The following is a 22,969-nucleotide window of genomic DNA, read 5'->3' on the forward strand; positions in this document are numbered from 1 at the left end:
CACGGACGCACGGCCTGCGCCGCTCCGGCTCATGGCCGGGCCGGGGTCACAGCATCTCGGTCTCACCGCGGGCGGTCTCGCCCCACAGCGTGTGGAAGCTGCCCTCGCGGTCGGTGCGCCGGTAGGTGTGGGCACCGAAGAAGTCGCGCTGGCCCTGGGTGAGGGCGGCGGGCAGCCGGTCGGCGCGCAGCGTGTCGTAGTAGGACAGGGCGGCGGAGAAGGCGGGCACCGGGACGCCTCGCCGGGTCGCCGTGGAGATGACCTCGCGCCACGGGACCTGGGCGTCCTTGATCTCGGTGGCGAACCCCGCGTCGGAGAGCAGACTGACCAGGCCCGGATCGACGGCGTACGCGGCGCGGATACGGTCGAGGAACGCGGCGCGGACGATGCAGCCGCCGCGCCAGATCTTCGCCACCTCACCGAGGTCGATGTCCCAGCCGTACTCCGCGGCGGCGTCCAGGATCATCTTCCAGCCCTGGTCGTAGGCGATCAACTTCGATGCGTACAGGGCGTGTTCGACCTGGCTGGTGAACCGCTCGGCCTCGGTTCCCGACAGGTCCCAGTGGGTGCCGCCGGGCAGACCGCGGTACGCGGCGCGCAGTTCGCCCTGACTGGAGGCGGCGCGGGCGAAGGTCGCCTGCGCGATGGCGGTGACGGGGGAGCCGAGGTCGAGGGCGGTCTGCACCGTCCAGCGACCGGTGCCCTTCTGCCCCGCGGCGTCCACCACGACATCGACGAACGGCTCCCCGGTGGAGGCGTCGGTGTGCGCGAGGACCTCGGCGGTGATCTCGATCAGGTACGAGTCGAGGCGGCCCTTGTTCCAGCGGCGGAAGATCTCCGCGATCTGCGCAGGGGTGTAGCCGCCGACGCGGCGGAGCAGGTCGTAGGCCTCGCCGATGAGCTGCATGTCGGCGTACTCGATGCCGTTGTGCACCATCTTGACGAAGTGTCCGGCGCCGTCCGTGCCGATGTGCGTGGCACAGGGCTCGCCGTCCACCTTCGCGCTGATCGTCTCGAACATCGGGCCGAGCGAGGCGTACGACTCCGGGGAGCCGCCGGGCATGATGCTCGGCCCGTGCAGAGCGCCCTCCTCGCCCCCGGACACACCCGCGCCGACGAAGTGGAGGCCGCGTTCGCGCAGCGACTGCTCACGACGCCGGGTGTCGGTGAAGTGGGCGTTGCCGCCGTCGATGATCATGTCGCCCGTTTCGAGCAGCGGGGCGAACTCCTCGATGACGGCGTCGGTGGCCGCACCGGCCTGCACCATGATCATCAGGCGGCGCGGGCGCTCCAGCGCCGCCACGAAATCCTCGGCGGACTCGGCCGCCACGAAGGCGCCCTCGTGCCCGAACTCCTCGACCAGTGCCTTGGTGCGTGCGGGGGTGCGGTTGTGGACGGCGACGGTGTAGCCGTTCCGGGCGAAGTTGCGGGCCAGATTGCGGCCCATCACCGCGAGCCCTGTGACGCCGATCTGCGCGGTCGCCTTCATGGTGTGCTCCTTGGATCCGGATCTGCCTCCCCGCGTACCTGACGGGCGGGCAGACGACTGTCGCTGTGCCGATCAGTACGCATGGCAGGGGGCGAGGCGTTCACCTTCCGGGGCAGGTGGTGCGCCGGATCGCGGACCAGGTCTCCGGGCGACGGGCGGAGGCGGGTCCTCCGGAACGCCGGGCCTCGGGCGGACGCGGCGGTCGCGGGAGTTCGGGCCCTGGGCGGGCGTCGGTGCCGCGGTACTCCGGGCGGGGGCGGACTCGGCCGCTCCTGCGCCTCAGCCCCTGCCGGACCCGGCTGCCCCAGCCCCCCGGCTCTGGGCAGCCCCTTCTGTTGCGGAACTCCGGCCGAAGGCCAGGGGCGTCAGCCGTTCCGGCGCAGGTGCCAGCCGTGGTCGACCGGTCCGATGCCGGCGCCGAGAGCGAATCCGGCCTCGATCGCGGCGGTCACGTATTCCTTGGCACGTCGCACGGCCTCCGGCACGGAACGGCCCTCTGCCAGGCCCACCGCGATGGCCGAGGCGAGCGTGCACCCGGTGCCGTGCGTGTGCCGGTTGTCGTGGCGCGGCGCGCGCAGCCAGTGCTCGGCCGTCCCGTCGGTGAGCAGGTCGACTGCCTGACCGGGCAGGTGGCCCCCCTTCACCAGCACCCATCGTGGACCGTACGAGAGCAGCCGTTCGGCGGCCCCGCGCATGCCCTCCTCGTCCTTCACCTTCACCCCGGTGAGCTGCGCGACCTCGTCGAGATTCGGGGTGGCCACCGTCGCCCGCGGCAGCAGCCGGGTCCGTACGGCGTCCAGCGCGTCGTCGGCCAACAGCCGGTCCCCGTGCTTGGAGACGCTCACGGGGTCCACGACGACCGGGGCGCCCACGTCGGACAGCAACTCGGCGACCGTCGTCACCAGACCCGGCGACGAGAGCATCCCGGTCTTCACGGCCTGGACACCGATGTCGTCGACCACACTGCGGTACTGGGCGCGTACCGCCTTCTCGGACAGCTCCCAAGCTCCTTGCACACCAACGGAGTTCTGCGCTGTCACGGCGGTGAGCACAGTCATCCCGTGGGCGCCCAGCGCGAGCATGGTCTTCAGGTCGGCCTGGATTCCGGCGCCACCGCCGGAGTCGGATCCGGCGATCGTCAGGACGCGGGGCGGCGTGGTCATACGAAGGGTTCCTCTCGGGTACGGCTTCGGGCGCGGGGCCCCCGACCGGCGGAGCGACGGACGGCCCTCAGGCGCGGCGGCGCAGCCGCAGTGGGGCGTAGAGGGCGAGGGCGACGAGGAACGCCACGTAGTAGGAGAGGTCGGCGCCGTGCAGCGCGTCGGCCACCGGACCCACGTACAGGCCGGTGTCCATGAACGGCACGGCCGCGCCGAACGCCGCGACGAAGGCCACCAGCGAGGGCCATCCGGAGCTCGGACGGGAGCTCTCGACGGCGACGTCGACCGGGGCGCCCCCGCGTTCCCGTCCGCGGGCGATCCAGTCGACGACGACGATCGCGACGAACCCGGGGATCCAGTAGCCCACGAACAGGAGCACGTTCTGGAAGCGGGCCGTGGTGTCGGCGGCGTGCATCCAGAGCACCAGCGGGAAGCCGAGGGCGGCGGCCAGGGCGGCGGCCGCCGGGCGCGGTATCCGCACGCCCAGGGTCTGCAGGGCCAGCGAACCGCTGTAGTCGTTCATCGCGTTGCTGCACACCGCCGCCAGTGCCACGGCGAGCAGCCCGAACGCGCCCGCCGCCCCGCCTCCCAGCAGCGCGTCCACGCCCGCCGCCGTCTGGTCGGTCAGCACGGAGGCGCCCCACAACCCGAGGACCTGCACGGCGACGAAGGACACGACCAGGCCGAGCAGGGTGTACCAGAACATCCGCGGACGGGAGGTCGTGCGCGGCAGATAGCGGCTGAAGTCACCGGCGTACGGGGCCCAGGACAGCGAGAGGCTCAGCGCGATGGTGCTGGTGAGCACGAACGCGCCCGCACGGTCGGCACCCGTCGCCGCCCCCGTCGCGGCCGGGTGGACGCCGTCGAGCATCCGCCAGGCGATCACCGCGAAGGCGACGGCGAGCACGAAGGTCATGACGATCTGCAGGCGGTGGATGGCCTCGTAGCCGAGGACGCCGAGAGCCCCCTGGGCAAGCATCATGACCAGCACACCGAGCCAGAACGGCCAGCCGCACAACCGCGCCAGCGCGTCCCCGCCGAACAGCCCGATCAGCGCGTCCCAGGCGACCGAGGACAGCCACTGGAGCATCCCGGGCAGCACCACGGCCCGGCCGAACGCCAGCCGGGCGAGCGGGAGTTGACCGGTTCCGGTGAGGCCGCCCCAGGTGCTGAGATAGGCCGTGGGCAGGGCGCCGAGCACGGTCCCGAGGACCACCGCGGCGAGCGCCGTACGGAAGTCCAGGCCCAGCGCGATGCCGATCGTGCCGGTGAACACGCCCGTCATCGTCAGATTCGGGGCGAACCACACGGTGAACAGGCGCCCGGCGCCGCCGTACCGGTTGTTCTCGGGGACCGGCTCGATGCCGTGTCCCTCCACCCGCAGGTCGCCGGGTGCGGCGGGCATCCGACCGTCGAAGACGGCGGGCCCGCCGTCGGCGGGCAGCCCGCCGGAAACATGCGCCAATGGCATGGAAGACATCCCTCCGCCAGTATGAACTGGTTCAGGTTCGACGGGTGTGATCTCAGCCCTCGGACGGGGCACCCCGTGTCCGGTACGACGGACACCCTAACCGTTCCCGTGGACCGAGCGGGAGTGGGTCCGGTGGCCCCGGCCTTCCTGGGGTCGCCCGTCCGGACCACGGCTCCTGTCGCGGCCTCCGTTTCGTCCGAGGGGCCCGAACGGTCCTTTCGCAGCGCGGCGCGTGCCGCCCCTCGGTACTGTCGGAAGTGATCGCCGCTCGCTCTCCGCTCCCGGGTTCCCGGACCCCGGTGGCCGGGCGGAAGGAGGCAGAGTGCCGTGACCGTGATCTCCCTGAAGTCAGCGCAACTGCGGGAGGGGCCCACCCTCCCGTACGCCGAAGCCGGTTACCCCAGTGGTACACCGGTCGTCTTCGTGCACGGGCTGGCCGACTCCTGGTGGTCGTTCGAGCCCCTGCTGAGGCGCCTTCCGGCGTCCCTGCACGGTTACGCGCCCACGCAGCGCGGTCACGGTGACGCCGACCGGCCCCCGGAGGGCTACGCCCCCGACGACTTCGCCGCCGACCTGGTGGCCTTCCTCGACGCCGTGGACGTCTCCCGCGCCATCCTGGTGGGGGCGTCCAGCGGCGGGGTACCGGCCCGGATCGTCGCCGGCGGCTATCCCGACCGCATCGCGGGACTGGTACTGCTCGGTGTCCCCGGCACCCTCGCCGACAAGCCGGTGGTGGCCGCCATGGGAAAGAGCCTCGAGAACCTCTCCGATCCGGTGCCCCGCGCGTTCGTCGAGGACTTCATGGCCGGGACGGCGGCCCGCCCGATCGCCCGCGGCTTCATCGAGACCATGATCGAGGAGAACCTCAAACTCCCCGCGCACGTCTGGCAGGAGACCGGGCGCGGCCTCCTCGACGCCGATCTCGGCGCGACCCTCGGGGGCATCCTGGTGCCCACCCTCGTCATCTGGGGTGAGCAGGACGAGTTCCTGCCCCGGGACGACCAGCAGACCATCCTGGACGCCGTCCACGGCGCCGAATTCCTCGCCTACGAGGACACCGGCCATGTCGTCCACTGGGAGCAGCCCGAACGCGTGGTCGCCGACATCGCCGCGTTCGCCGCCCGGATCGAGCACCCGGGTACCTCTCACGACACCGCCTGACTCGCCGCCCGCGGGGTGAACGGCCGGTCGGCGAAGCCGCGTCGGACGCGAGCGCCGGGTTCTCCCTGCGTATCCGCACCCGCACCTGCGCCCGTATCCGCACCCGTATCCGTATCCGGGCGAAGCGAGACCGCCCGAGCCTGTTGACGGGGTTGACGCGATCCGTAGCCCCGGCGCTCGGAGCCGCATGGCATGCTCATGCTCCCCACAGGAAGGGATCACGTGCCATGAGACCGAGCCGCCGCTCCCTGCTCGCCGCCACCGCCGTACTGGGCACCGTCTTCGCCGTCCCCGCGCCCGCCGACGCCACCGAAGTGCCCGCCGCCGGCGCCTATTTCGTCCAGAGCGCCACCACGGGACTGAACGCCGCCGACAGCTCGGGGGCGGTCGTCCAGCACAACCCCAAGGGCAACGAGGACCACCAGCGGTGGACCCTCCGCCCGAACGGCTCCTCCTCCGTCCTCGAAAGCGCCGACACCGGGGGCAGTTGTCTGGGCCGCGCGGGTGACCAGGCCCGGACCGTGCCCTGTACGAGCGCCGACGCCGCGTGGGAGGTGACACCGACCGGAGCCGATCAGTTCACGCTCAAGGCCCCCGGAACGGACCGGTACCTGACGGTCGCGGCCAAGCCCTCCGGCTCCAACTACCCGGCCCAGTTGGCGATCGGCTCGCCGGGCGGTCTCGCCTCCTGGTACCTGACACCGGTCGAGGCCGCGACCCGCCCCATGCCGCCCCAGGACCAGCGCACCCTGGACCAGGTCACATTCCTCACCGCCCACAACGCCTACGCCAACGGCGTCGACGGCGGATTCGCCCCGCCGTTCGTCAATCTGGTGCCGAACCAGACCCGGGGCATCAACCAGCAACTGTCCGACGGTGTCCGCGGGTTCATGCTCGACCTGCACCAGACCCCGGACGGCGCGATCCTCTGTCACGACAGCTGCACGCTCGTCAGCAGGCCGGTCGCGCTCTGGGTCGACCTCCAGCGCATGGTCGACTTCCTCAAGCAGCACCCGGACCAGTTCGTCACCGTGTTCCTGGAGGACTACGTCGACCCGGGGGTCCTGCGCGCCGAACTCGCCCGTGTGAACGGCCTGTCCGACGTCCTCTACCGCCCCGACCTGACCGGCGTGCGCGAGAAAGGCTGGCCGAAGCTCGCCGACCTGACCGCCGCGGGTCACCGGCTGCTCGTCTTCACCGACCACAGCCGAGCCTCCGACGAGTCCGCCGGACTCACCCGGGACAGCTTCGGCGTCATGTACCAGCGCGAATGGACCGTCGAGAACTACTGGTCCATGGGCTCGGGGATCGGCTCCTCCGACTGGTCCTGCTACAGCCGCTGGTACGACGCGGGCACGAACGTACCGCTCACCCGCACCGAGCCCGGTTTCCGCCCTCTCTTCGTCATGAACCACTTCCGTGACGCCACCATCTCCGGGACCGCAGGCACGGACAACACCAAACTCGCCGACCGTGCCCGCCGCTTCTGCCAGCCGGCCGCCCGCAAGAAGCCCAACTTCCTGGCAGTCGACCGCTACGACCTGGGCGATCCCGCCTCCGCGGTGAACACGCTGAACACGTACGTCTATCCGTAGTCCGACCGGACCCGCGAGCCTCGCCGGAGCCCTCACCAGAGAGGAGCGCCCGAAGCGAGGCTCGCGGAGCAGGCTCGGTGCGCCCCTGTTCAACACCGGATACAGCGGCCGACCGGCCGGTCAGCCGGCAGGCACCGGAGCGGTCACGCGGCGGACGACTGTCAACCGGTCTCAAAGGACCTCTGCCCCGTGAGGTCGACTCGCTTCGGCCCGGTGTGTTCGCGGTGTGTCACGGGGATGGGCGCCGGTGCCGGACAGATGGGACTTCACGCACACCTGGTCCTCGACCACTCGTCGAGCCCGCCGTGGCGGCGTCGGCGGATGCGATGCGGTGGGACGGCAGACAAAGTGCCGACCGGTGCCCAGACTTGCTCCATGGCAATCGGCCGTGGGGCCGGCTCGGCATCTCGGGAGCGGACATGACTTTCTCAGGCGGTCAAGGTCTCCAGTACCTGGAGTCGCTCGACTCCGTCCGGATGCCCTGGGCGGCTCCTACGGGTATCTCGGAAACCGAGCGGCAACGACGGGACGACCACGAGCTTCAGGTTTTCATCGAAGTGCTCATGACGCTTGCGCTGGGGCGCGATGTCGTCGTCCCCCAGTCGTACGCGTTCGATTCCGCTGGATTTCTCAGTGTCGCGCACACGGTCCTCCAGGCCCGCGACAGGGCGGCCATCAATGAACACCCGTTCCGGCTGCACCTCTTCAAGGCAGATTCCTTCGAAGGGGCAGTAGCCGGCATGCTCGGTCGCGCCTTCGACAAGGATCATCCCTTTTTGAGTTTTCTGCTGCCAGAACTCCATGGGCCGGAACGGTACGGTCTTGATCCTGATGATGTTCGCTGGCAGTCCGAGAACCTCGATCGGATCCTCAACAGTGACTGGATAGGAGTCGATCGGGCGCAGGCTCTGAGCGCGATCCGTGCGGAATTCCGAGCTCTTCCCCGAGTGAAGGCAGATCCCCCGGCGACGATACTGGGGCTGGGAGACTTACTCGCTTCCGCCATCGAGGAGACGTCCCCGATGGGAAGAGCGGCGCAATCTCTTTCCGATCCGTTCCGCGAGGTGCACGCGGAGCTCGTGACCGCGATCCGGCGCCTGGACCCGGTGCGCTCTCAGGCGTTCAGCCAACGCAGTCGTCTGCGCATGTCGGACCCGTGGCCCAACGATCCGGATCGTCGAACACCGGAGCAAATCGTCGGAAGCAGGGGAACCCTCGATCTGGTAATAGAGTTCGTTGACACTTTGTACAACGCGATCGTGGTCGATTCCATCGGGATTGCGTCCGCGACCTTCAGCACTGAGGTGGCCGACGGGGATCGGATCCTCATCTCCCGTGCGATCGCGCAAGAGCTCGCCATCGCCCAATATCGCTCCGGGGCGCACCAGGCCGCCTGGTTGCCCCAACAGGGCGAATCGGCGGATGAATCAGAGGAACACCCACTGTTCGAAGTGCGACTCAACTCGCAGGTGGTCGCCACTGAACGTCGGACCGCCGACCAGTTGTCGAATCTCCGGGACAACGCGGTGGACGCGATCGCCGCCCTCCTCGACGCACGGGCGCAGCGGGGAGGTTCGGGCCGGGCGCGGTCGCCCTTCTGGAAGGGAATGGACAAGGTGGCTGAAGCGGAGAACGCGACGGCCGCCCGAAAGGCGCTCGACGCTCATCTCGTGCGCGTCGCCTCAATTCTCGGCGGTCAGGGTGAGGCCGGGCTCGTCGGGAAATCCGGAGTTCAGGTCCTCCTCACCGGGAGTGGCGCCGCCGGTCCTGCGATGGCCGCCGCGCTGTGGCGATTTCCGGGCATCCTGGAATACCCTGCGATAGCCGTCGGAGCGGTCGCCCCTATTGTTGCCCAACAAGGAGTTCAGTCCGCTCGCCGCTGGAAGGACACGCGGCGCCGGGCTCATGCGCTCGGAAGGGTCGTCGACATGAGGGGCTATCAGCCTTGAGAGACCAGGGTCACCCCGAGCCGATCCGTCAAAAACGCGAGATCCTCGCCTACGGGAATCGTTTCGCCGAGGTCTTCGACGACGAGGTGGAATTCCCGGACGGGACCCCTGGCCGTTACCTGAGGATCGCACCTCGCGGTGGAGGACCAGGCGCCGTCGTACTGCCCATCCATGGAATGACGATCGGGCTGGTCCAGACGTACCGCTATCCGGTGGGATCGTGGCAGTGGGGGTTGCCTCGTGGTTTCTCCCACGATGGAGACCCCCTTGTCACGGCCCGGGTGGAACTCCGTGAGGAACTAGGCGTACAGGACGCCGAGTTCGAACTCCTGGGCGCCATGACACCGGATTCAGGAATGCTGGCGACCCGGGTTGCCCTGGTGCTCGCCCGGGTCAACGACCCCACAGGCCGGGCAGTTGACGTGCGAGAGGTCGCCGCCACGCGCTGGCTCCACATCCGAGAGCTCTGGAAGTGGGTCGCGGAAGGGCGTATCGAGGACGGAATGTCATTGGCCGCACTGACACTGGCCCACGCACTCGACCGTCTCCCCGCCCACTGAGGACACAAGCGAGCCTCCACGCCGAGGAGGAGCCGCATCGGCCTCGATGCGCCCAGATCCTCACAGCGACCACAGCGACCACAGCGACCACAGCGACCACAGAAGGGCCAGCCCGGCCCCGCAGGGCGGTTTCGCTCCTCACTGTCCCCGGCACGTGGCAAGATCTCACCACCGCAGAGGTGGGAGGAATTCTGTGCCAAGGCAGGTCATACGTCCGAGCGATGAGAACCCCTCGGCAGAGATGGCTGAGTTCCAGTTCTGGAAGTGCCGTCAATGCGGAACCGAGCCCTTGGCCCTGTTCGTGGACGAACGGGGCCGGTACCACTACCGGCACGACGACCCGGAGGGGCTGGATCCGCACACCGATGTCGTTGCCCTCGGGTACGTGGACGGGGTATTGACCCGCTTCTGAGGCGGCGGGCCCGCAATGGTCCCGGACTGCGAATGCAGCCAGGCCGCGCCCTCGTGCTGGTGCGGTGACCGGCAAGGTTCACTGGGGCGCGTCGCTGGTCGGGCCCCAGGCTCGTAGCCCGGTCGGATATTGGCTCGCCCAGGAGGGTGTTGACGTGGCGGCGGCCACGAAGGCACCGAGCGTCACCTCGTGGCACCGTCGACAAGGAATCAGGCAACCTTCGCCCTGTTCAGGCACCACGCGAACACAGCCGCTCCGACGGGTATCGCGACAAGGCAGCCGATGAAGACACCGGCCTCCGAGTCGGCCAACGCCGGAAGGGCCCAGTTCGCTGCTGCGGCCACGAGCAGTGTCACCGCTGCCAGCGCAAGGACAGCGGCGACAACGGCAAGCCGCCGGCGCGGCCCCGCACGGTACAACTGAACCGCAGGCAAGACCGCAGGCCAGATCACAAGCATGCCCGTAGCCAACGTGAAGGAGCCGGGCAGGCCCCCGAACGGCCACGCCAGCAGGGTGACAACCCCGAAGATGGCGAGGCCGCCGAGTTCCAGCAAGAAGGTCTCCACCACCAGGTCCCCCACCAGGTCCCATGGACGTCGCCGAATCGAGCCGTTACCGCTGTTCTGGTCATCAGCCACGTCGGCACAGTACCCACCGAACGGGCGAATGCCGCCTGATGTGTCACTGGTGATGTGCCCCGTCGGCTTCGGATCCGTCCAGACGGTCGGCCTGGCGGACCTCCGTGGGGTCCGTCGGGTTGTAGACGATGGCTACGTGACCTCCGGGCTTCGCGTCGTTTCCCGAGCCGTCTCCGACGTCGATAGTCTTTTGCACCGTCCTGGGCGGTGTGCTGAAGCGCACGGTCAAGGAGTTCGTCCAGCCTTCCTCCGTCCGGCCGGCAATGGCGACTACGCTCGCTTCGGTCCTTTGCCCGTGCTCCCGGAGGTTCTGCAGCAACTGGTCCTCCTGGCCGGCTTTCCACCCCATGAATCCGGCCACGGTGCCGAACATCAGGAAACCCACAGCAGTCGTTCGGGCTCTGGCCCAGCGGGGGTCCCGCAGCGGCGATGGCACACCAACTCTGGAGACCAGCCCCGTACCGACTGTGGAGACCAGCCCCGTCGTGAGGCGGCCCGGCGGAGGAATTTGATCGGCCCAACGACGAGCCCGGCCCCACCGGCCCAAGAGCAGGCTCGGGACAGCGCCCGCAGCGGACAGCGCCACCGCGCCGCCGAGAACCTGGTTCCAGGTCAGCTCGAAGGGATCGAACGCGAGCCACACCACGAAGGCCGCGACGCCTGCCAGCGAGCCCCACCCCTTGAGAAAGAAGTACTTCCCCCGGCTGTCGCTCTGTACGGACCTGCGCTCACTCATCTGCGCCTCCTCGCCCCGTAAGAGTTATGACACCCCGGTCGCCGCCGAGGTTGTAGTGGTGGCCGGCTCCGTGTCCGAGGCTTCGGGTGGGTACCTCACAAGGCGTGCCCCCGACAGAATTCGAACCTCCGCACACGGCCCCCGAGGACCACATGCGACACTGCCGCGATGACTGGAGAAACGATCACCGCGGCAGCCGCGGGCACCTGGAAGCTGGGCGAACTCACCGTCAACCGCGTCGGGTTCGGTGCGATGCGCTTGACCGGCAGCGCGGCCTTTCATCAAGGAACGCCGAGCGACCGTGCCCGCTCGATCGCCGTGCTGCGGCGCGCTGTCGAGCTGGGCGTGGACCACATCGACACAGCGGCCTTCTACTTCTCCTCCCTGCGTTCCTCGAACGAACTGATCAACAGCGCGCTCGCGCCGTACGCGGACGAACTGCTCATCGCCACCAAGGTCGGGCCTTTCCGTGACTACGCGGGGGAGTGGGGTGACAGCGCCCGGCCGGACCAGTTGCGTTCCCATGTCGAGGAGAACCTGCGGCAGCTCGGCCGCGATCACCTGGACCTGGTGTACCTCCGCCGTATGCGGCAGGACTCGATCGCCGAACACTTCGGAGCACTCGCCGAGTTGCGCGACGCGGGCCTGATCCGGCATCTCGGCGTCTCCGATGTCGAGATCCGGCACCTCGACGAGGCCCGGGCCATCGCGCCGGTGGTCGCGGTGCAGAACCGGTACGGCCTCGGCCTTCCGTCCCCCGAGGGCGATGCCGTACCGCGTGCCTGCGGTGAACTCGGCATCGCCTTCGTGCCGTTCTTCGCCATCGCGCGCAACGGCGGTTCACTGGGCCCTGGGGACCGGGACGGCGACGAGGCCGAGGTGATCGCCGTCGCCGAGGCGCACGACGCGACGCCCGCCCAGATCCGGCTCGCCTGGACCCTCCACCAGGGCCCGCACGTGCTGGCCATCCCCGGGACCGGCAACCCCGACCACCTGGCGGAGAACATCGCCGCCGGAGCCCTGCGCCTGACGGACGCGCAGCTCGCCCGCCTCGACGCGCTGCACTCCCGGGGAGCCGGGGACGTATAGGACCGAAGGCGAAGGTCCTTGCCGGGCAGGGACCAGGGCAAGGGCAGGGGCAGGGGCAGGGCGGGCCGCGTACATCGGTTCGCGTTCGGCGGGATGCCCCCGGCCCGTCGCGCCGGGAGGGCGTCGTCGGCCGGCCCGTCAGGCCCGTGCGCGTGATCGTCCTCCGGCCCGTACGACCCGCCCGGCGGCCACCTTCTGGAGCAGGCTGTAGGCCAGCACCGGCAGCAGGACGTGCGGGCGGTCGGGCAGGGTCGTGGTGATGAGCACCGCACTGGCACTGCTGTTGTTCATTCCGCAGGCCAGGGTGACCGAGGCGCCCGCGGGTGCGTCGAGCCGCAGGGCGCGGGCGGTGACCAGGCCCAGTGCGAACGACAGCCCGCAGACGGTGGCGGCGACGCCCACCGCGGCCGTGAACAGGACCGGTTCGGGGTGGGCGAGGAAGGGGCCGAGGGCTCCGCTCGCGTTGACGTAGGTCAGTAACAGGGAGGCGAGTATCGCCGACGGAACCGCCGCTCCCACCAGGAGAGCCGTGGGGCGGCGTGGCAGCACCAGTCGGCACAAGATGCCCGCACCGCAGGGCAGCAGGACCCCCGTGAGCGCGAAGCCGCTGCCCGCGGTCCGGGCCGCGTCCGCCAGCGAGCCGGCGTACGCGCCGTGCAGCAGCGGGCCCAGGACCGTCAGGGTCACCGGGACGGTGAGCGGACTGACGATCGTGGACGCCAGGACGAGGCCCACGGCTGTCGGCTGGCAGCCGTCCCCCTTCCCGGTCCACACCGTCGCTCCCGCCGCCACAGGCATCGCGACGATCAGGATCATCGCCGTGATCAGCCCACTGCCCCCGTCGCTGTCGGGGGACTGCCGCAGCGCGAACGCGACGCCCGGGATGATCAGCAGCGGTGCGGCCAGATGCAGGGCGAGGCCCGTCAGCAGCGCGGTGGGACGGCCGAGAAGCACGCGCAGTTCGTGCAACGGCACTTGCAGACCGGCTGTGAACAGGACCAGGGAGAGCAGGAACGGCGCTGTTCTGAAAGGGAGTTCGAGAGTATGGGCGGGGCCGAGCCAGTGGGTCCGGCGCAGCCACAGACCCGGGGCGGGGACCGTCGCGGCGGCGAGGTAGGCGATGGCCACCGCCCAGCCGAGGTGGCTACGGAGCAGAGTGAGGGGGGACGTCGCGGTGGTCGTCGGGTGCATCGGGGCGCTCTTCCGTCGTGGGACCTGGCCGGAGACGGGGCGCCGATATCGCGGAGTGGGCGCGGGGGAGGAACCGCGCGAGGACGTACAGGAGCAGGCTCAGCCAGCAGGTGGCGAACAGCCAGCCGCCCACGACGTCGGAGAACCAGTGAACGCCCAGGTAGACACGGGAGAGGCCGACCAGCACGGCCCAGCCGCCGATGAGCAGGACGAGGGTCTTTCTGCAGCGCGGGACGCGGGCGAGCACCGCGACGACGAGCAGTCCGGCGGCGACGGCGGAGGTGGTGGTGTGACCCGAGGGGAAGGACCAGCCCGAGGCGTGAGTGGCCCAGTCCGCCACGGGCGGCCGGGGGCGCGCGACCAGTGACATCACGGTGAACCGCACCGCCTGCGCGGCGGCCAGGCAGCAGACGCAGGCGACGACGGCGCGGAGGCGTTCCCGAGCGGTTCGCCCGAGGAGGAGGCCGGCGACGACCACCAAGGCGTACGGGACGACTCCTGTCCCGGTGTACGTCACCCCGCGTGCCAGGGCCAGTGCCACGTCCGGGCGATGTGCGACGGACCAGGAGGTGAGCTCCGTGTCGCCGAACAAGGGGGCACCGTCGTGCCCGGTCACGATCAGTGTCAGCAGCACGAACGCGGCCAGGCCTCCCACCGCCGTGGAGCCGGCGATGTCTCCGGTGTCCGCGTGCTTCATGGCCGGGCCCGGTGGGCATCGGCCCAGCGCGCGGGTGCGACGCCCGGGGCGGCGGACATGGGTGTGACCCCTTTCGATGGCAGGCGCGCACGCGACAGGGGACCTCGCCCGTGACGCCTGCGCGACTGGATTCGTCTACACAACTGTAGACGATCGGGAGCCGGAATCGTTCCCGGCCGCCCGATGTAGATCGTTCCCCTTTCCAGGCTCCTGGGCATCGCGACTGCGCCGCACGCCGGAGGCCGTGGCCGTCCCGCGTGGTGGAGACGGCGGCTGTCCCGCGTGGTGGAGACGGTGGCCGCGCCGCACGGTGAAGGCCGCCGCCCCGCGGGGCTCGCCCCAAGCCGCCCGGCGCGATGGCGTACCCTGCGTGTTACGTATAACCCTGGAGAGGTCCGATGAGACGCATCGCCCTGGTCACCCTCGTCGTCGACGACTACGACGAGGCCATCCGCCACTACACCGAAGCCCTCGGCTTCCGCCTCGTCGAGGACACCCCGAGGTCCGACGGTTCCCGCTGGGTCGTCGTCGAGCCGGGCTCGGACGGTGGCGGGAGCGGGCTGCTGCTGGCCCGGGCCAAGAACGAGGCGCAGCGCGGCCGGGTCGGCGACCAGACCGGCGGGCGCGTCGGCTTCTTCCTGCACACCGACGACTTCGCCCGCGACCACGCCCGGATGCGCGCGGCGGGCGTGACCTTCCTGGAGGAGCCGCGCCACGAGCCGTACGGCTCCGTCGCCGTCTTCCAGGATCTGTACGGCAACCGCTGGGACCTGCTCCAGCCCGCCGGCTGACCGGACCTCCCGCACATCGTCGTGCCCTTCCGCGCCTCATCGCGCCGCACCGCATCGCACCGTCCTGACCCGAACCGACCTGCCGAGGAACACCGCACATGACCGCGCCCCGCATCGACATCGACACGATCCGCCGCCTGCCCAAGGCGGTCCTGCACGACCACCTCGACGGCGGTCTGCGCCCGGCCACCCTGGTCGAGCTCGCGGAGAAGGTCGGCCACACCCTGCCCACCACGGACCCGCAGGCGCTGGCCGACTGGTACTACGAGGCCGCCAACTCCGGTGACCTGGTGCGCTACATAGCCACCTTCGAGCACACCCTCGCCGTGATGCAGTCCCGCGAGGGCCTGCTCCGCACGGCCGAGGAGTACGTCCTCGACCTCGCCGAGGACGGTGTCGTCTACGGCGAGGTGCGGTACGCGCCCGAGCTCATGGTGAACGGCGGACTCACCCTGCCCGAGGTCGTCGGGGCCGTGCAGGAGGGTCTCGCCGCGGGCATGGCCAAGGCGGCCGCCGCGGGCACCCCGGTGCGGGTCGGCACGCTGCTGTGCGGCATGCGGATGTTCGACCGGACCCGGGAGATCGCCGACCTCGCGGTGGCGTTCCGGGACGCCGGTGTCCTCGGCTTCGACATCGCGGGCGCCGAGGACGGCTTCCCGCCCGCCGACCACCTCGCGGCCTTCGAGCACCTGCGGCGCGAGAGCGTCCCGTTCACCATCCACGCCGGCGAGGCCCACGGGCTGCCCAGCATCCACCAGGCCCTCCAGGTCTGCGGCGCCCAGCGCATCGGCCACGGCGTCCGCATCACCGAGGACATCGTGGACGGCAAGCTCGGCCGTCTCGCCGGCTGGGTCCGCGACCGCCGGATCGCCCTGGAGATGTGCCCGACCTCCAACCTCCAGACCGGCGCGGCCGACTCCATCGCCGAGCACCCCATCACCGCCCTGCGCGACCTGGGCTTCCGCGTCACCCTCAACACCGACAACCGCCTGGTGTCGGGGACGACGATGACCCGCGAGATGTCGCTGCTCGTCGAGGAGGCGGGCTGGGGGATCGAGGACCTGCGCACCGTCACGGTGAACGCGGTGAAGAGCGCGTTCATCCCCTACGACGAGCGCAAGGCCCTCATCGAGGACGTCGTGCTCCCCGGTTACGCCTGCTGAACCAGTCCGCGTACGTAGGCGGCCTGTCCGACGTGCTGGAGATCGTCGGACAGGACGCTGACCAGGCGTACGCCCAGGGTGACCGGCGGGTCCCAGCGTTCGTCCACGACGCGCTCGAAGTCCTGGGCGGCCAGTCCGCCGAGGTACGCGAGGGTCCGTTCGTGCACGGCGTCGTAGTAGCCGAGCAGCAGGTCGCCCGACTCCACCCGGACCCGGGCGACCTTCGCGGACGTGTGTCCGTACCCGGTGTCGCGGCGCGGCAGGTCGAGCCCGAAGCGCTTGCCCCAGTCCTCGGTGAGCCAGACCTGCTCGGTTCCGGCGGCGTCCGCGACATGGTCGTCCTGGACGCGGGTGAGGTGCCAGACCAGCCAGGTGATCGAGTTGGCGGTCTCGTCGGGGCGGGCGTTGAGGTCGTCCGGCGGGAGGCCGTCGACGGTGGCGTGGACTTCTTCCCGGATGCGGCTGAATCCGTCGATGAGGATGTCCTTTGCAAGCATGGATCCACCATCGCGCATCGCGCCCGTCCCTGCGTGCGGAACTCCGCGCGTTGGGCCCCCTGACACGTCCGCGACATCTGTCACGGCGACGCGCACTCGCCCGGACCGCCGCGTTCGGCGGTCGCTCGGCAGGGCTGCGTCCACCGTCGGCCCGGCCGTCGGTCTCCGGGTCCGGGCGGACTCAGACGCCTTCCCGGGAGGTGTCCAGGAGCATCATCAGCGCCTGGGCGGCCGGGCTCGTGGCCTCCGGTGGCGGGAGCATGGCGACGGTCTCGTACGACCCTTCGACGGGGCCCTTGAAGGGGAGCGCGGTGAGCGCGCGGGCCTCGCGCTTGAGACCGAAGTGGCGTGGCACGACCGCGATTCCGAGGCCCTCGTGGACGAGCTCCAGAAGGCTGTGGACGTCGTTGACCTCCAGGGTCACCGTCCGCTGCACGCCCGCCGCCGCGAACGCCGCGTCGGTGGTGCGCCGCGGACCCCAGTCGGGATGGAAGTCGACGAAGGCCTCCGCGCCCAGTTCCCCGGGCGTCACCACGGCGGCGGTCGCGAGACGGTGATCGGGGTGGCAGAGCACGGTCATCGGTTCGCTGGTCAGCGGGACCGACCGCAGATGCTCGGAGTCGGCCCGTGTCCGTACCGCGAAGGCCAGGTCGAGACGGCCCGCCGCGACCTCCTCCGCCAGCGCTTCGGAACCCGCCTGCCGCAGCCGGATCTCCACGTCCGGGTGGCGCCGCCGGAACGCGGCGAGCAGTTTGGCGCAGTGGACGCCCGCGATGCACTGTTCGGTGCCGAGGGAGAGAGTGCCGCGCAGTACGCCCTGCACCGCGGCCACCGCGTCGTGCGCCGAACGGACCTGGGCGAGGATCCGTTCCGCCTCGACGAACAGGGCGCGACCGGCCTCCGTGAGGGTGACCCGGCGGGTCGTACGGACGAACAGCGGCGCCCGGAGCTCCCGCTCCAGCGCGCGGATCGACGAGGACAGGCCCGACTGCGACACCATCAGCCGTTCGGCCGCCCGGGTGAAGTGCCGGTCCTCGGCGACGGCGACGAAGTGCTGAAGATGGCGCAGTTCCATGGGGCACAAGCCTAAGGGCCGAGGTGAGGGCGTCGGCACCGATTGAGAAGCGGGATCGCTCAATGCCATCCGATCCTCCCGTTGGACCGCTGCCCCTGGATCGAGCGACAGTGGAGATCTGATTCCCCTGCCCCCAGGAGTACGCGTTGTACACCCCGCATCCCGACCGCTACGCGGACATGCCCTACCGGCGCACCGGACGCAGCGGCCTGAAGCTCCCCGCGCTGTCGCTCGGTCTGTGGCACAACTTCGGCCCCGACCGGCCCGTGGACGTCCAGCGCGCGATCCTGCGCCGCGCCTTCGACCTCGGCGTCACGCACTTCGACCTGGCGAACAACTACGGCCCGCCGCCCGGCGCCGCCGAGTCCGCCCTCGGCGACGCCCTCAAGGCCGACTTCGCGCACCACCGCGACGAGCTGATCGTCTCGACCAAGGCCGGATACCTGATGTGGCCGGGCCCGTACGGCGAGTGGGGCTCGCGCAAGTACCTGCTGTCCTCGCTCGACCAGAGCCTCGGCCGGACGGGCCTCGACTACGTCGACATCTTCTACTCGCACCGCCCCGACCCGGAGACTCCGCTGGAGGAGACGATGGGTGCCCTGCACTCCGCCGTCCAGCAGGGCAAGGCGCTGTACGTCGGCGTCTCGAACTACTCGGCGGAGCAGACCCGCGAGGCCGCCCGGATCCTGGCCGAGCTGGGAACCCCGTTGCTGATCCACCAGCCGCGCTACTCGATGCTCGACCGCCGCCCGGAGGAGGAGGGACTGCTGGACGCGCTCGACGAGCTCCAGGTGGGTTCCATCGCGTACTCGCCGCTGGAGCAGGGCCTGCTCACCGGCCGCTACCTCGACGGCATCCCGGAGGACTCGCGGGCCGCGAGCGACAGCCCGTTCCTGAGCGCGGACAAGGTCACCGAGGACCTCGTGGCCCGGCTGCGGACCCTCGACGACATCGCCAAGTCCCGCGGCCAGTCGCTGGCCCAGCTCGCCCTCGCCTGGGTCCTGCGCGGCGGCAGGGTGACCTCCGCCCTGATCGGCGCGAGCAGCCCGCGGCAGCTGGAGGACAGCGTGGCGGCCATCGGGAACCTGGAGTTCACCGAGGACGAGCTCGCCGGGATCGACGCCGTGGTCAGCGTGTAGGACCGCAAGGTCGAGGAGCGGGACCTACCGCGGCCGGGTGGGCCGTCGGGCGCTCACCGGGTCCCTGAGGCGGCCGCCCGCCTCGGGGACCCCGCGGGCGGCGGCCCTCCGACCGCCCGTGCCGCGGGCGTGCCGACCGCGCGGGCCTTGTCCCGGTGCGGACGTCCACCCCGATGAGGTCTCCGCCGCCCCGTCGGCCGTCACCCGGTGATCCGCTCCTCCAGGCGTACGGTCACCGTGTCGCCCTCCTCCTTCCCGATCGCCTTGCGCACGTCGGCCTTGACCGGCAGCTTGTGGGTGCCGTCGCCGAGTGCCATGAAGGAGCTGCGGAAGGCGTGGCCGTCGATCGTGCCGCTGACCTTGACCAGTCCCCGGGTTCCGAAGAACGCGACGGACTCGGGCCAGACCACGTACGTCCAGCCGCCCGTCTCGGGGCTCTTGCGCAGCACCGCGGTGAATTCCGTGTCGAGCCTGCTCGCCGTGCTCATGTGGTCCTCCCGGCCCGGTGTCGTCCTGCGATGGTCTTCCTCTTCAAGAGACCACCGGGAGCGGAAAAACTCATCGCGGGAGGCCGGGAGGCCTGCCGCGGCCCGGCTCAGGCCGGGACGCGGTCCAGGAAACCGTGCACGCTCCGGATCCGGCCCTCGCCGTCCAGGACGATCACGTCGAATCCGGCGACGGGCGCCGAGCCGTCCGACTCGTCGACGAGCTCCCAGCCGAAGCGGGCCGTGTCGTGATGGCCGTCGACCTCACCCAGCGGACGGAAGGTGAAACCCGGGAACCGCTCGTGTGCCGCGGTGATCACGGCCGCGATCTGCTCGTGCCCGCGGACGTCGGCGAGCGGGTCGGTGTACCTTCCGTCCGCGGTCCAGGCGGCGGCCACCGCTTTCGCCAGCGTGTCGCCTCCGCCCGCGTTCCAGGCCTCGAAGTACCGGGTGACCGCGGTCTCGTGACGTTCGGTGTTCGCGGACATGATGAACCAGCCTCCATCGGGGGACGTATCCATGGTCGGGATCCGCGTCCGGGGCCGTCGTGCCGCTCCGGGACGCGGTACGACCACAGTGGCGGGCGGCGCTCGTGGCGTCGATTACCTCGCGGGTCATGCCGTGGGCTCGGGCCGGAATGCCGTCGATGCCGTTTCGGCCAAACCCGGCGGTGAATATGCCAAGAGACTGGCTGGAATCACATGGTGACAGTGTGTCAGTAGTGACGATACTCAATCAGTAGGGCAATTCAGCCACGCCCGCGCACCAGCACGGTGCACCGCACACGAGCCGCAGGGAAAGTGAGGCCGGACCGGCGACGAGCGACGCCAATGGGGGAAGATCGTGCACGACGAATTCCTGTGCCATGTCACCGCGTACGGAATATGTGGCGGTCAGCGCGTCGGCGTACCCCTGGGCACCTATCGCGCGCCGACCCTCGCACTGGCCCTGTGGTGGATGCGGGACCGGGCGGCCTGGATGGCCGAACGGCTCGATCCGCAGCCGGAGGACCCGACTTTTCCGCCCAACTCCATCGCCCCGGTGGGGGAGAGCGTCCCCGACGTCCCGACGATGCTGCGCGCCTGGTGCGGTGACTCCGAGCAACAGGAGCTGGTCGCCGAGGAGTTGGCCGCCGGCAAGCTCGTCCGCGTATCGACCAACGACGACACCACGGAATACGAACTGCTCGCGGAATCGGTGGACGCGCTGCGTATGCACCGCACCGCCGCGGTGCTCGGCATCTCCGCCGCCTGACCGTTCGCGAGGCCGGGCCGCACCGCGCAGATCAGGCGCACATGTGGGCGAATCGTTAGAATTCTGACATGGCAGACAGGCCCGTCGCGGCGACTGCACCCGAGCTCGTCCTCGAAACCGAGGCGGGCTCGACGGTGATGAGTCCGGATCACGATTACCACGTCGGGCGTGATCCGCTGTGCGACGTCGTCATCGACGACGTCCGGGTCTCCTGGCACCACGCCGTGCTGCGGCCCCAGGCCGATCACTGGACGCTGGAGGACGAGAACAGCACGAACGGCACGTACGCCGACGGCCGGCGCGTCCACGAGTGGGGCGTGGGACCCGGCAGCGTGATCCGCTTCGGAAGTCCCGCCGACGGCCCGCGCGCGGTCCTCGTCCGACGCCCGCCACCCGCCGCGGAGCGCCCCTCGTCCGTCTCCATGCCCGCCGCCACCGGCACCTTCCGGCAGCCCACCACCGTACGTCCGCTGCCCTCCCGCACCGTGCGCATCGGCCGCGGCGCCGACAACGATCTCGTCATCGACGACCTGATCGTCTCCCGCAACCACGCCGAACTGCTGGCCCGTCCCGACGGCACGTACGAGATCGTCGACATCGGCAGCCACAACGGCACGTTCCTCAACGGCCAGCCGGTCGAGCGCGCCCCGGTCACGCCGGGTGACATCGTCGGTATCGGACACTCGGCGTTCTGCCTCGTCGGCGACCAGTTGCAGGAGTACGTCGACAGCGGCGAGGTCTCCCTCGACGTGCAGGACCTCGTCGTCGAGGTGGACAAGGGCCGCAAGACACTCCTCGACCAGGTGTCCTTTCCCGTCGGCGAGAAATGTCTGCTCGCCGTCGTCGGCCCGAGCGGCGCCGGGAAGTCGACGCTCCTGAACGCGCTCACCGGACAGCGGCCCGCCGACCACGGCACCGTGCTCTACGACGGCCGTGACCTCTACCGCGACTACGCCGAACTGCGCCAGCGCATCGGACTCGTCCCGCAGGACGACATCCTGCACGCCCAGCTGACCGTCCGCCGCGCGCTCACGTACGCCGCCGAACTGCGCTTCCCGCAGGACACGGCCAAGGAGGAGCGCCGGGCGCGGGTCGACGAGGTGATCGGCGAACTCGGCCTGGTACAGCGCGCCGACCAGCCCATCCACAGTCTGTCGGGCGGCCAGCGCAAGCGGGTGAGCGTCGCCCTGGAGCTGCTGACCAAGCCGTCCCTGCTCTTCCTCGACGAACCGACCTCCGGACTCGACCCGGGCATGGACCGCTCGGTGATGCACATGCTGCGCGGCCTCGCCGACGACGGCCGTACCGTCATCGTGGTCACCCACAGCGTGCTCAGCCTGGACGTCTGCGACCGGCTCCTGGTCCTCGCCCCCGGCGGCAAGGTCGCCTACTACGGGCCGCCCGACGACACCCTGGCCTTCTTCGGCTACCGGCAGTGGCCGGAGGCGTTCGAAGCCTTCGAGCGCGACACGGACCGGGACTGGGCGGGGGAGTACAGGGACTCGCCGTTCCACGGCCAGTACATCGACAGGTCGACCTCGCAGCCGAGACTGCCCGACGCGGCCACCGGAGCGCTCGTCGGCCCGCCGCCCAAGGCCCAGAGCTGGGGCTCCCAGCTCCGCACCCTGGTCCGCCGCTACGCGGCCGCGCTCGGCGCCGACCGGACCTTCCTCGCCATCATGATCGCCCTGCCGTTCGTGATGGGCGCGATGGCGCGGGCGCTGGCCGGCGGCAAGCTGACCCGGGACACCGCGATGAACGCGCTGCTCATCCTGTGCGTCGGCGGCGTGCTGACCGGCGCGGCCAACGCGGTGCGCGAACTGGTCAAGGAACGGACCATCTACCAGCGAGAACGGGCCGTCGGTCTGTCCAGATCGGCCTACCTGATGTCCAAGGTCGTCGTCCTCGGCGCCATCACCGTCCTCCAGGCCGTCGTGCTCACCCTGGTCGCCCTGTTCGGCGTCGACCTCAACGCCCCCGGCGGCGAAGGCGTTCTCATGCCACCGCTCGTCGAGATCACCCTGGCGGTGGCGCTGCTCGCCTTCACCGCGATGATGCTCGGCCTCCTGGTCTCCGCCGTGGTGCGCAAGGAGGAGGTGACGATGCCGCTGCTGGTGCTGCTGGCCATCGTCCAGGTGGTGTTCTGTGGCGCTCTGCTGAAGCTGAACGGAGTGCCCGGCATCGAGCAGTTGTCCTGGCTGGTGCCCTCCCGCTGGGCCCTGGGCGCGATGGCCGGGACCATCGGCCTCGCCAGGATCGTCCCGGGGGACCTGACCGGAGACCCGCTGTTCCGGCACTCGACCGGCGTCTGGCTGCTCAACATGGGCATGTTGATCGTGCTCTCCGTCGTCTTCGGCTGGCTGGTCGCCCGGCTGCTGCGGCGGCACGAGCCCGCGGTCATGCGGAAGTAGGCGCCG

The 22,969-nt window shown here is 70.4% G+C and carries 22 protein-coding genes and 1 riboswitch; of the genes, 11 read left to right on the forward strand and 11 right to left on the reverse strand.

The features are described from left to right. Positions 1 to 46: 46 nt before the first annotated feature. The 3 genes from gndA to OHT01_RS36105 form a co-directional block, all read right to left on the reverse strand. The gene (gene gndA, locus OHT01_RS36095) at positions 47 to 1,489 is read right to left on the reverse strand and encodes an NADP-dependent phosphogluconate dehydrogenase (RefSeq protein ID WP_328557318.1); all 1,443 of its coding nucleotides are present in this window, start codon (positions 1,487 to 1,489) and stop codon (positions 47 to 49) included. 365 nt (positions 1,490 to 1,854) lie between these two features. Continuing rightward, positions 1,855 to 2,652, reverse strand: coding sequence for a bifunctional hydroxymethylpyrimidine kinase/phosphomethylpyrimidine kinase (gene thiD, locus OHT01_RS36100; protein ID WP_328557319.1), 798 nt, complete (start codon positions 2,650 to 2,652; stop codon positions 1,855 to 1,857). Between the two features lie 67 nt (positions 2,653 to 2,719). Further along, on the reverse strand, positions 2,720 to 4,120 hold the full coding sequence (locus OHT01_RS36105; RefSeq protein WP_328557320.1) for a purine-cytosine permease family protein: 1,401 nt from the start codon (positions 4,118 to 4,120) through the stop codon (positions 2,720 to 2,722). After that, a riboswitch (TPP riboswitch) is annotated at positions 4,112 to 4,206 on the reverse strand. Its footprint overlaps the gene before it by 9 nt. A 241-nt stretch (positions 4,207 to 4,447) precedes the next feature. Between OHT01_RS36105 and OHT01_RS36110 the strand changes: the two genes are divergently transcribed. The 5 genes from OHT01_RS36110 (at position 4,448) to OHT01_RS36130 (ending at position 9,797) form a co-directional block, all read left to right on the forward strand. After that, complete coding sequence (locus OHT01_RS36110) at positions 4,448 to 5,281, forward strand: alpha/beta fold hydrolase (protein ID WP_328557321.1); 834 nt, start codon at positions 4,448 to 4,450, stop codon at positions 5,279 to 5,281. Between the two features lie 227 nt (positions 5,282 to 5,508). Next, on the forward strand, positions 5,509 to 6,876 hold the full coding sequence (locus OHT01_RS36115) for a phospholipase (protein WP_328557322.1): 1,368 nt from the start codon (positions 5,509 to 5,511) through the stop codon (positions 6,874 to 6,876). A 419-nt stretch (positions 6,877 to 7,295) separates the two neighbouring features. Next, the gene (locus tag OHT01_RS36120) at positions 7,296 to 8,825 is read left to right on the forward strand and encodes a hypothetical protein (protein ID WP_328557323.1); all 1,530 of its coding nucleotides are present in this window, start codon (positions 7,296 to 7,298) and stop codon (positions 8,823 to 8,825) included. Further along, entirely contained in the window at positions 8,822 to 9,385 is a 564-nt protein-coding gene (locus OHT01_RS36125; RefSeq protein WP_328557324.1) for an NUDIX hydrolase, read from the forward strand. Before OHT01_RS36120 ends, OHT01_RS36125 begins: the two co-directional genes overlap by 4 nt. A 241-nt stretch (positions 9,386 to 9,626) precedes the next feature. Continuing rightward, positions 9,627 to 9,797 carry a hypothetical protein gene (locus OHT01_RS36130; RefSeq protein WP_328557325.1) on the forward strand — a complete coding sequence of 57 codons (171 nt, stop codon included), beginning with the start codon at positions 9,627 to 9,629 and terminating at the stop codon, positions 9,795 to 9,797. Positions 9,798 to 10,006: 209 nt separating this feature from the next. Here OHT01_RS36130 and OHT01_RS36135 read toward each other — a convergent pair whose 3' ends face one another. Together OHT01_RS36135 and OHT01_RS36140 are read right to left on the reverse strand one after the other, a co-directional pair. Next, a complete protein-coding gene (locus OHT01_RS36135; protein ID WP_328557326.1) occupies positions 10,007 to 10,435 on the reverse strand; it encodes a hypothetical protein in 429 nt (142 codons plus the stop codon). Between the two features lie 43 nt (positions 10,436 to 10,478). After that, positions 10,479 to 11,171 carry a DUF3592 domain-containing protein gene (locus OHT01_RS36140; RefSeq protein ID WP_328557327.1) on the reverse strand — a complete coding sequence of 231 codons (693 nt, stop codon included), beginning with the start codon at positions 11,169 to 11,171 and terminating at the stop codon, positions 10,479 to 10,481. A gap of 168 nt (positions 11,172 to 11,339) precedes the next feature. Here OHT01_RS36140 and OHT01_RS36145 point away from each other — a divergent pair, with 168 nt between their 5' ends. Then, on the forward strand, positions 11,340 to 12,260 hold the full coding sequence (locus tag OHT01_RS36145; RefSeq protein WP_328557328.1) for an aldo/keto reductase: 921 nt from the start codon (positions 11,340 to 11,342) through the stop codon (positions 12,258 to 12,260). A 138-nt stretch (positions 12,261 to 12,398) separates the two neighbouring features. Here the strand turns inward: OHT01_RS36145 and OHT01_RS36150 are convergent, their stop codons facing one another. Both OHT01_RS36150 and OHT01_RS36155 read right to left on the reverse strand, forming a co-directional pair. After that, on the reverse strand, positions 12,399 to 13,451 hold the full coding sequence (locus OHT01_RS36150; RefSeq protein WP_328557329.1) for a sodium-dependent transporter: 1,053 nt from the start codon (positions 13,449 to 13,451) through the stop codon (positions 12,399 to 12,401). Then, complete coding sequence (locus OHT01_RS36155) at positions 13,405 to 14,148, reverse strand: phosphatase PAP2 family protein (protein ID WP_328557330.1); 744 nt, start codon at positions 14,146 to 14,148, stop codon at positions 13,405 to 13,407. Before OHT01_RS36155 ends, OHT01_RS36150 begins: the two co-directional genes overlap by 47 nt. Positions 14,149 to 14,546: 398 nt before the next feature. Between OHT01_RS36155 and OHT01_RS36160 the strand changes: the two genes are divergently transcribed. Further along, positions 14,547 to 14,939, forward strand: a complete 393-nt coding sequence (locus OHT01_RS36160; RefSeq protein ID WP_328557331.1) for a VOC family protein — start codon at positions 14,547 to 14,549, stop codon at positions 14,937 to 14,939. A gap of 98 nt (positions 14,940 to 15,037) precedes the next feature. Next, positions 15,038 to 16,102: an adenosine deaminase gene (locus OHT01_RS36165; protein ID WP_328557332.1), complete on the forward strand. Its 1,065-nt coding sequence runs from the start codon at positions 15,038 to 15,040 to the stop codon at positions 16,100 to 16,102. Here OHT01_RS36165 and OHT01_RS36170 read toward each other — a convergent pair. Both OHT01_RS36170 and OHT01_RS36175 read right to left on the reverse strand, forming a co-directional pair. Continuing rightward, positions 16,090 to 16,599 (reverse strand): mycothiol transferase, encoded by a 510-nt coding sequence (locus OHT01_RS36170; RefSeq protein ID WP_328557333.1) that lies wholly within the window; start codon positions 16,597 to 16,599, stop codon positions 16,090 to 16,092. The genes OHT01_RS36165 and OHT01_RS36170 overlap by 13 nt on opposite strands. 181 nt (positions 16,600 to 16,780) lie before the next feature. After that, complete coding sequence (locus OHT01_RS36175) at positions 16,781 to 17,674, reverse strand: LysR family transcriptional regulator (protein WP_328557334.1); 894 nt, start codon at positions 17,672 to 17,674, stop codon at positions 16,781 to 16,783. 146 nt (positions 17,675 to 17,820) lie between these two features. On the opposite strand from OHT01_RS36175, the gene mgrA reads away from it, so the two are divergent. Further along, on the forward strand, positions 17,821 to 18,813 hold the full coding sequence (gene mgrA, locus OHT01_RS36180; protein ID WP_328557335.1) for an L-glyceraldehyde 3-phosphate reductase: 993 nt from the start codon (positions 17,821 to 17,823) through the stop codon (positions 18,811 to 18,813). 200 nt (positions 18,814 to 19,013) lie between these two features. On the opposite strand, the gene OHT01_RS36185 is transcribed toward mgrA, so the two are convergent. Further along, positions 19,014 to 19,301, reverse strand: a complete 288-nt coding sequence (locus tag OHT01_RS36185) for a DUF1905 domain-containing protein (RefSeq protein WP_328557336.1) — start codon at positions 19,299 to 19,301, stop codon at positions 19,014 to 19,016. 107 nt (positions 19,302 to 19,408) lie between these two features. Beyond that, positions 19,409 to 19,786, reverse strand: coding sequence for a nuclear transport factor 2 family protein (locus OHT01_RS36190; RefSeq protein WP_328557337.1), 378 nt, complete (start codon positions 19,784 to 19,786; stop codon positions 19,409 to 19,411). A gap of 355 nt (positions 19,787 to 20,141) precedes the next feature. Here OHT01_RS36190 and OHT01_RS36195 point away from each other — a divergent pair, with 355 nt between their 5' ends. Then, entirely contained in the window at positions 20,142 to 20,552 is a 411-nt protein-coding gene (locus OHT01_RS36195) for a hypothetical protein (protein WP_328557338.1), read from the forward strand. A gap of 68 nt (positions 20,553 to 20,620) precedes the next feature. Next, positions 20,621 to 22,963 (forward strand): ABC transporter ATP-binding protein/permease, encoded by a 2,343-nt coding sequence (locus OHT01_RS36200; protein ID WP_328557339.1) that lies wholly within the window; start codon positions 20,621 to 20,623, stop codon positions 22,961 to 22,963. Positions 22,964 to 22,969: the final 6 nt, after the last annotated feature.

Source organism: Streptomyces sp. NBC_00358 (assembly GCF_036099295.1).
Taxonomy (GTDB): domain Bacteria; phylum Actinomycetota; class Actinomycetes; order Streptomycetales; family Streptomycetaceae; genus Streptomyces.

What these genes read in the sequence shown, in the direction of transcription:
- OHT01_RS36115 (WP_328557322.1), top strand. Translation starts at nt 5,509, where the DNA reads ATGAGACCGAGCCGCCGCTCCCTGCTCGCCGCCACCGCCGTACTGGGC.
- OHT01_RS36105 (WP_328557320.1), bottom strand. Translation starts at nt 4,120, where the DNA reads ATGCCATTGGCGCATGTTTCCGGCGGGCTGCCCGCCGACGGCGGGCCC.
- OHT01_RS36175 (WP_328557334.1), bottom strand. Translation starts at nt 17,674, where the DNA reads ATGGAACTGCGCCATCTTCAGCACTTCGTCGCCGTCGCCGAGGACCGG.
- OHT01_RS36140 (WP_328557327.1), bottom strand. Translation starts at nt 11,171, where the DNA reads ATGAGTGAGCGCAGGTCCGTACAGAGCGACAGCCGGGGGAAGTACTTC.
- OHT01_RS36130 (WP_328557325.1), top strand. Translation starts at nt 9,627, where the DNA reads ATGGCTGAGTTCCAGTTCTGGAAGTGCCGTCAATGCGGAACCGAGCCC.
- OHT01_RS36155 (WP_328557330.1), bottom strand. Translation starts at nt 14,148, where the DNA reads ATGAAGCACGCGGACACCGGAGACATCGCCGGCTCCACGGCGGTGGGA.
- OHT01_RS36160 (WP_328557331.1), top strand. Translation starts at nt 14,547, where the DNA reads ATGAGACGCATCGCCCTGGTCACCCTCGTCGTCGACGACTACGACGAG.
- OHT01_RS36145 (WP_328557328.1), top strand. Translation starts at nt 11,340, where the DNA reads ATGACTGGAGAAACGATCACCGCGGCAGCCGCGGGCACCTGGAAGCTG.
- OHT01_RS36185 (WP_328557336.1), bottom strand. Translation starts at nt 19,301, where the DNA reads ATGAGCACGGCGAGCAGGCTCGACACGGAATTCACCGCGGTGCTGCGC.
- gndA (WP_328557318.1), bottom strand. Translation starts at nt 1,489, where the DNA reads ATGAAGGCGACCGCGCAGATCGGCGTCACAGGGCTCGCGGTGATGGGC.
- OHT01_RS36120 (WP_328557323.1), top strand. Translation starts at nt 7,296, where the DNA reads ATGACTTTCTCAGGCGGTCAAGGTCTCCAGTACCTGGAGTCGCTCGAC.
- OHT01_RS36200 (WP_328557339.1), top strand. Translation starts at nt 20,621, where the DNA reads ATGGCAGACAGGCCCGTCGCGGCGACTGCACCCGAGCTCGTCCTCGAA.
- OHT01_RS36165 (WP_328557332.1), top strand. Translation starts at nt 15,038, where the DNA reads ATGACCGCGCCCCGCATCGACATCGACACGATCCGCCGCCTGCCCAAG.
- OHT01_RS36190 (WP_328557337.1), bottom strand. Translation starts at nt 19,786, where the DNA reads ATGTCCGCGAACACCGAACGTCACGAGACCGCGGTCACCCGGTACTTC.
- OHT01_RS36170 (WP_328557333.1), bottom strand. Translation starts at nt 16,599, where the DNA reads ATGCTTGCAAAGGACATCCTCATCGACGGATTCAGCCGCATCCGGGAA.
- OHT01_RS36150 (WP_328557329.1), bottom strand. Translation starts at nt 13,451, where the DNA reads ATGCACCCGACGACCACCGCGACGTCCCCCCTCACTCTGCTCCGTAGC.
- thiD (WP_328557319.1), bottom strand. Translation starts at nt 2,652, where the DNA reads ATGACCACGCCGCCCCGCGTCCTGACGATCGCCGGATCCGACTCCGGC.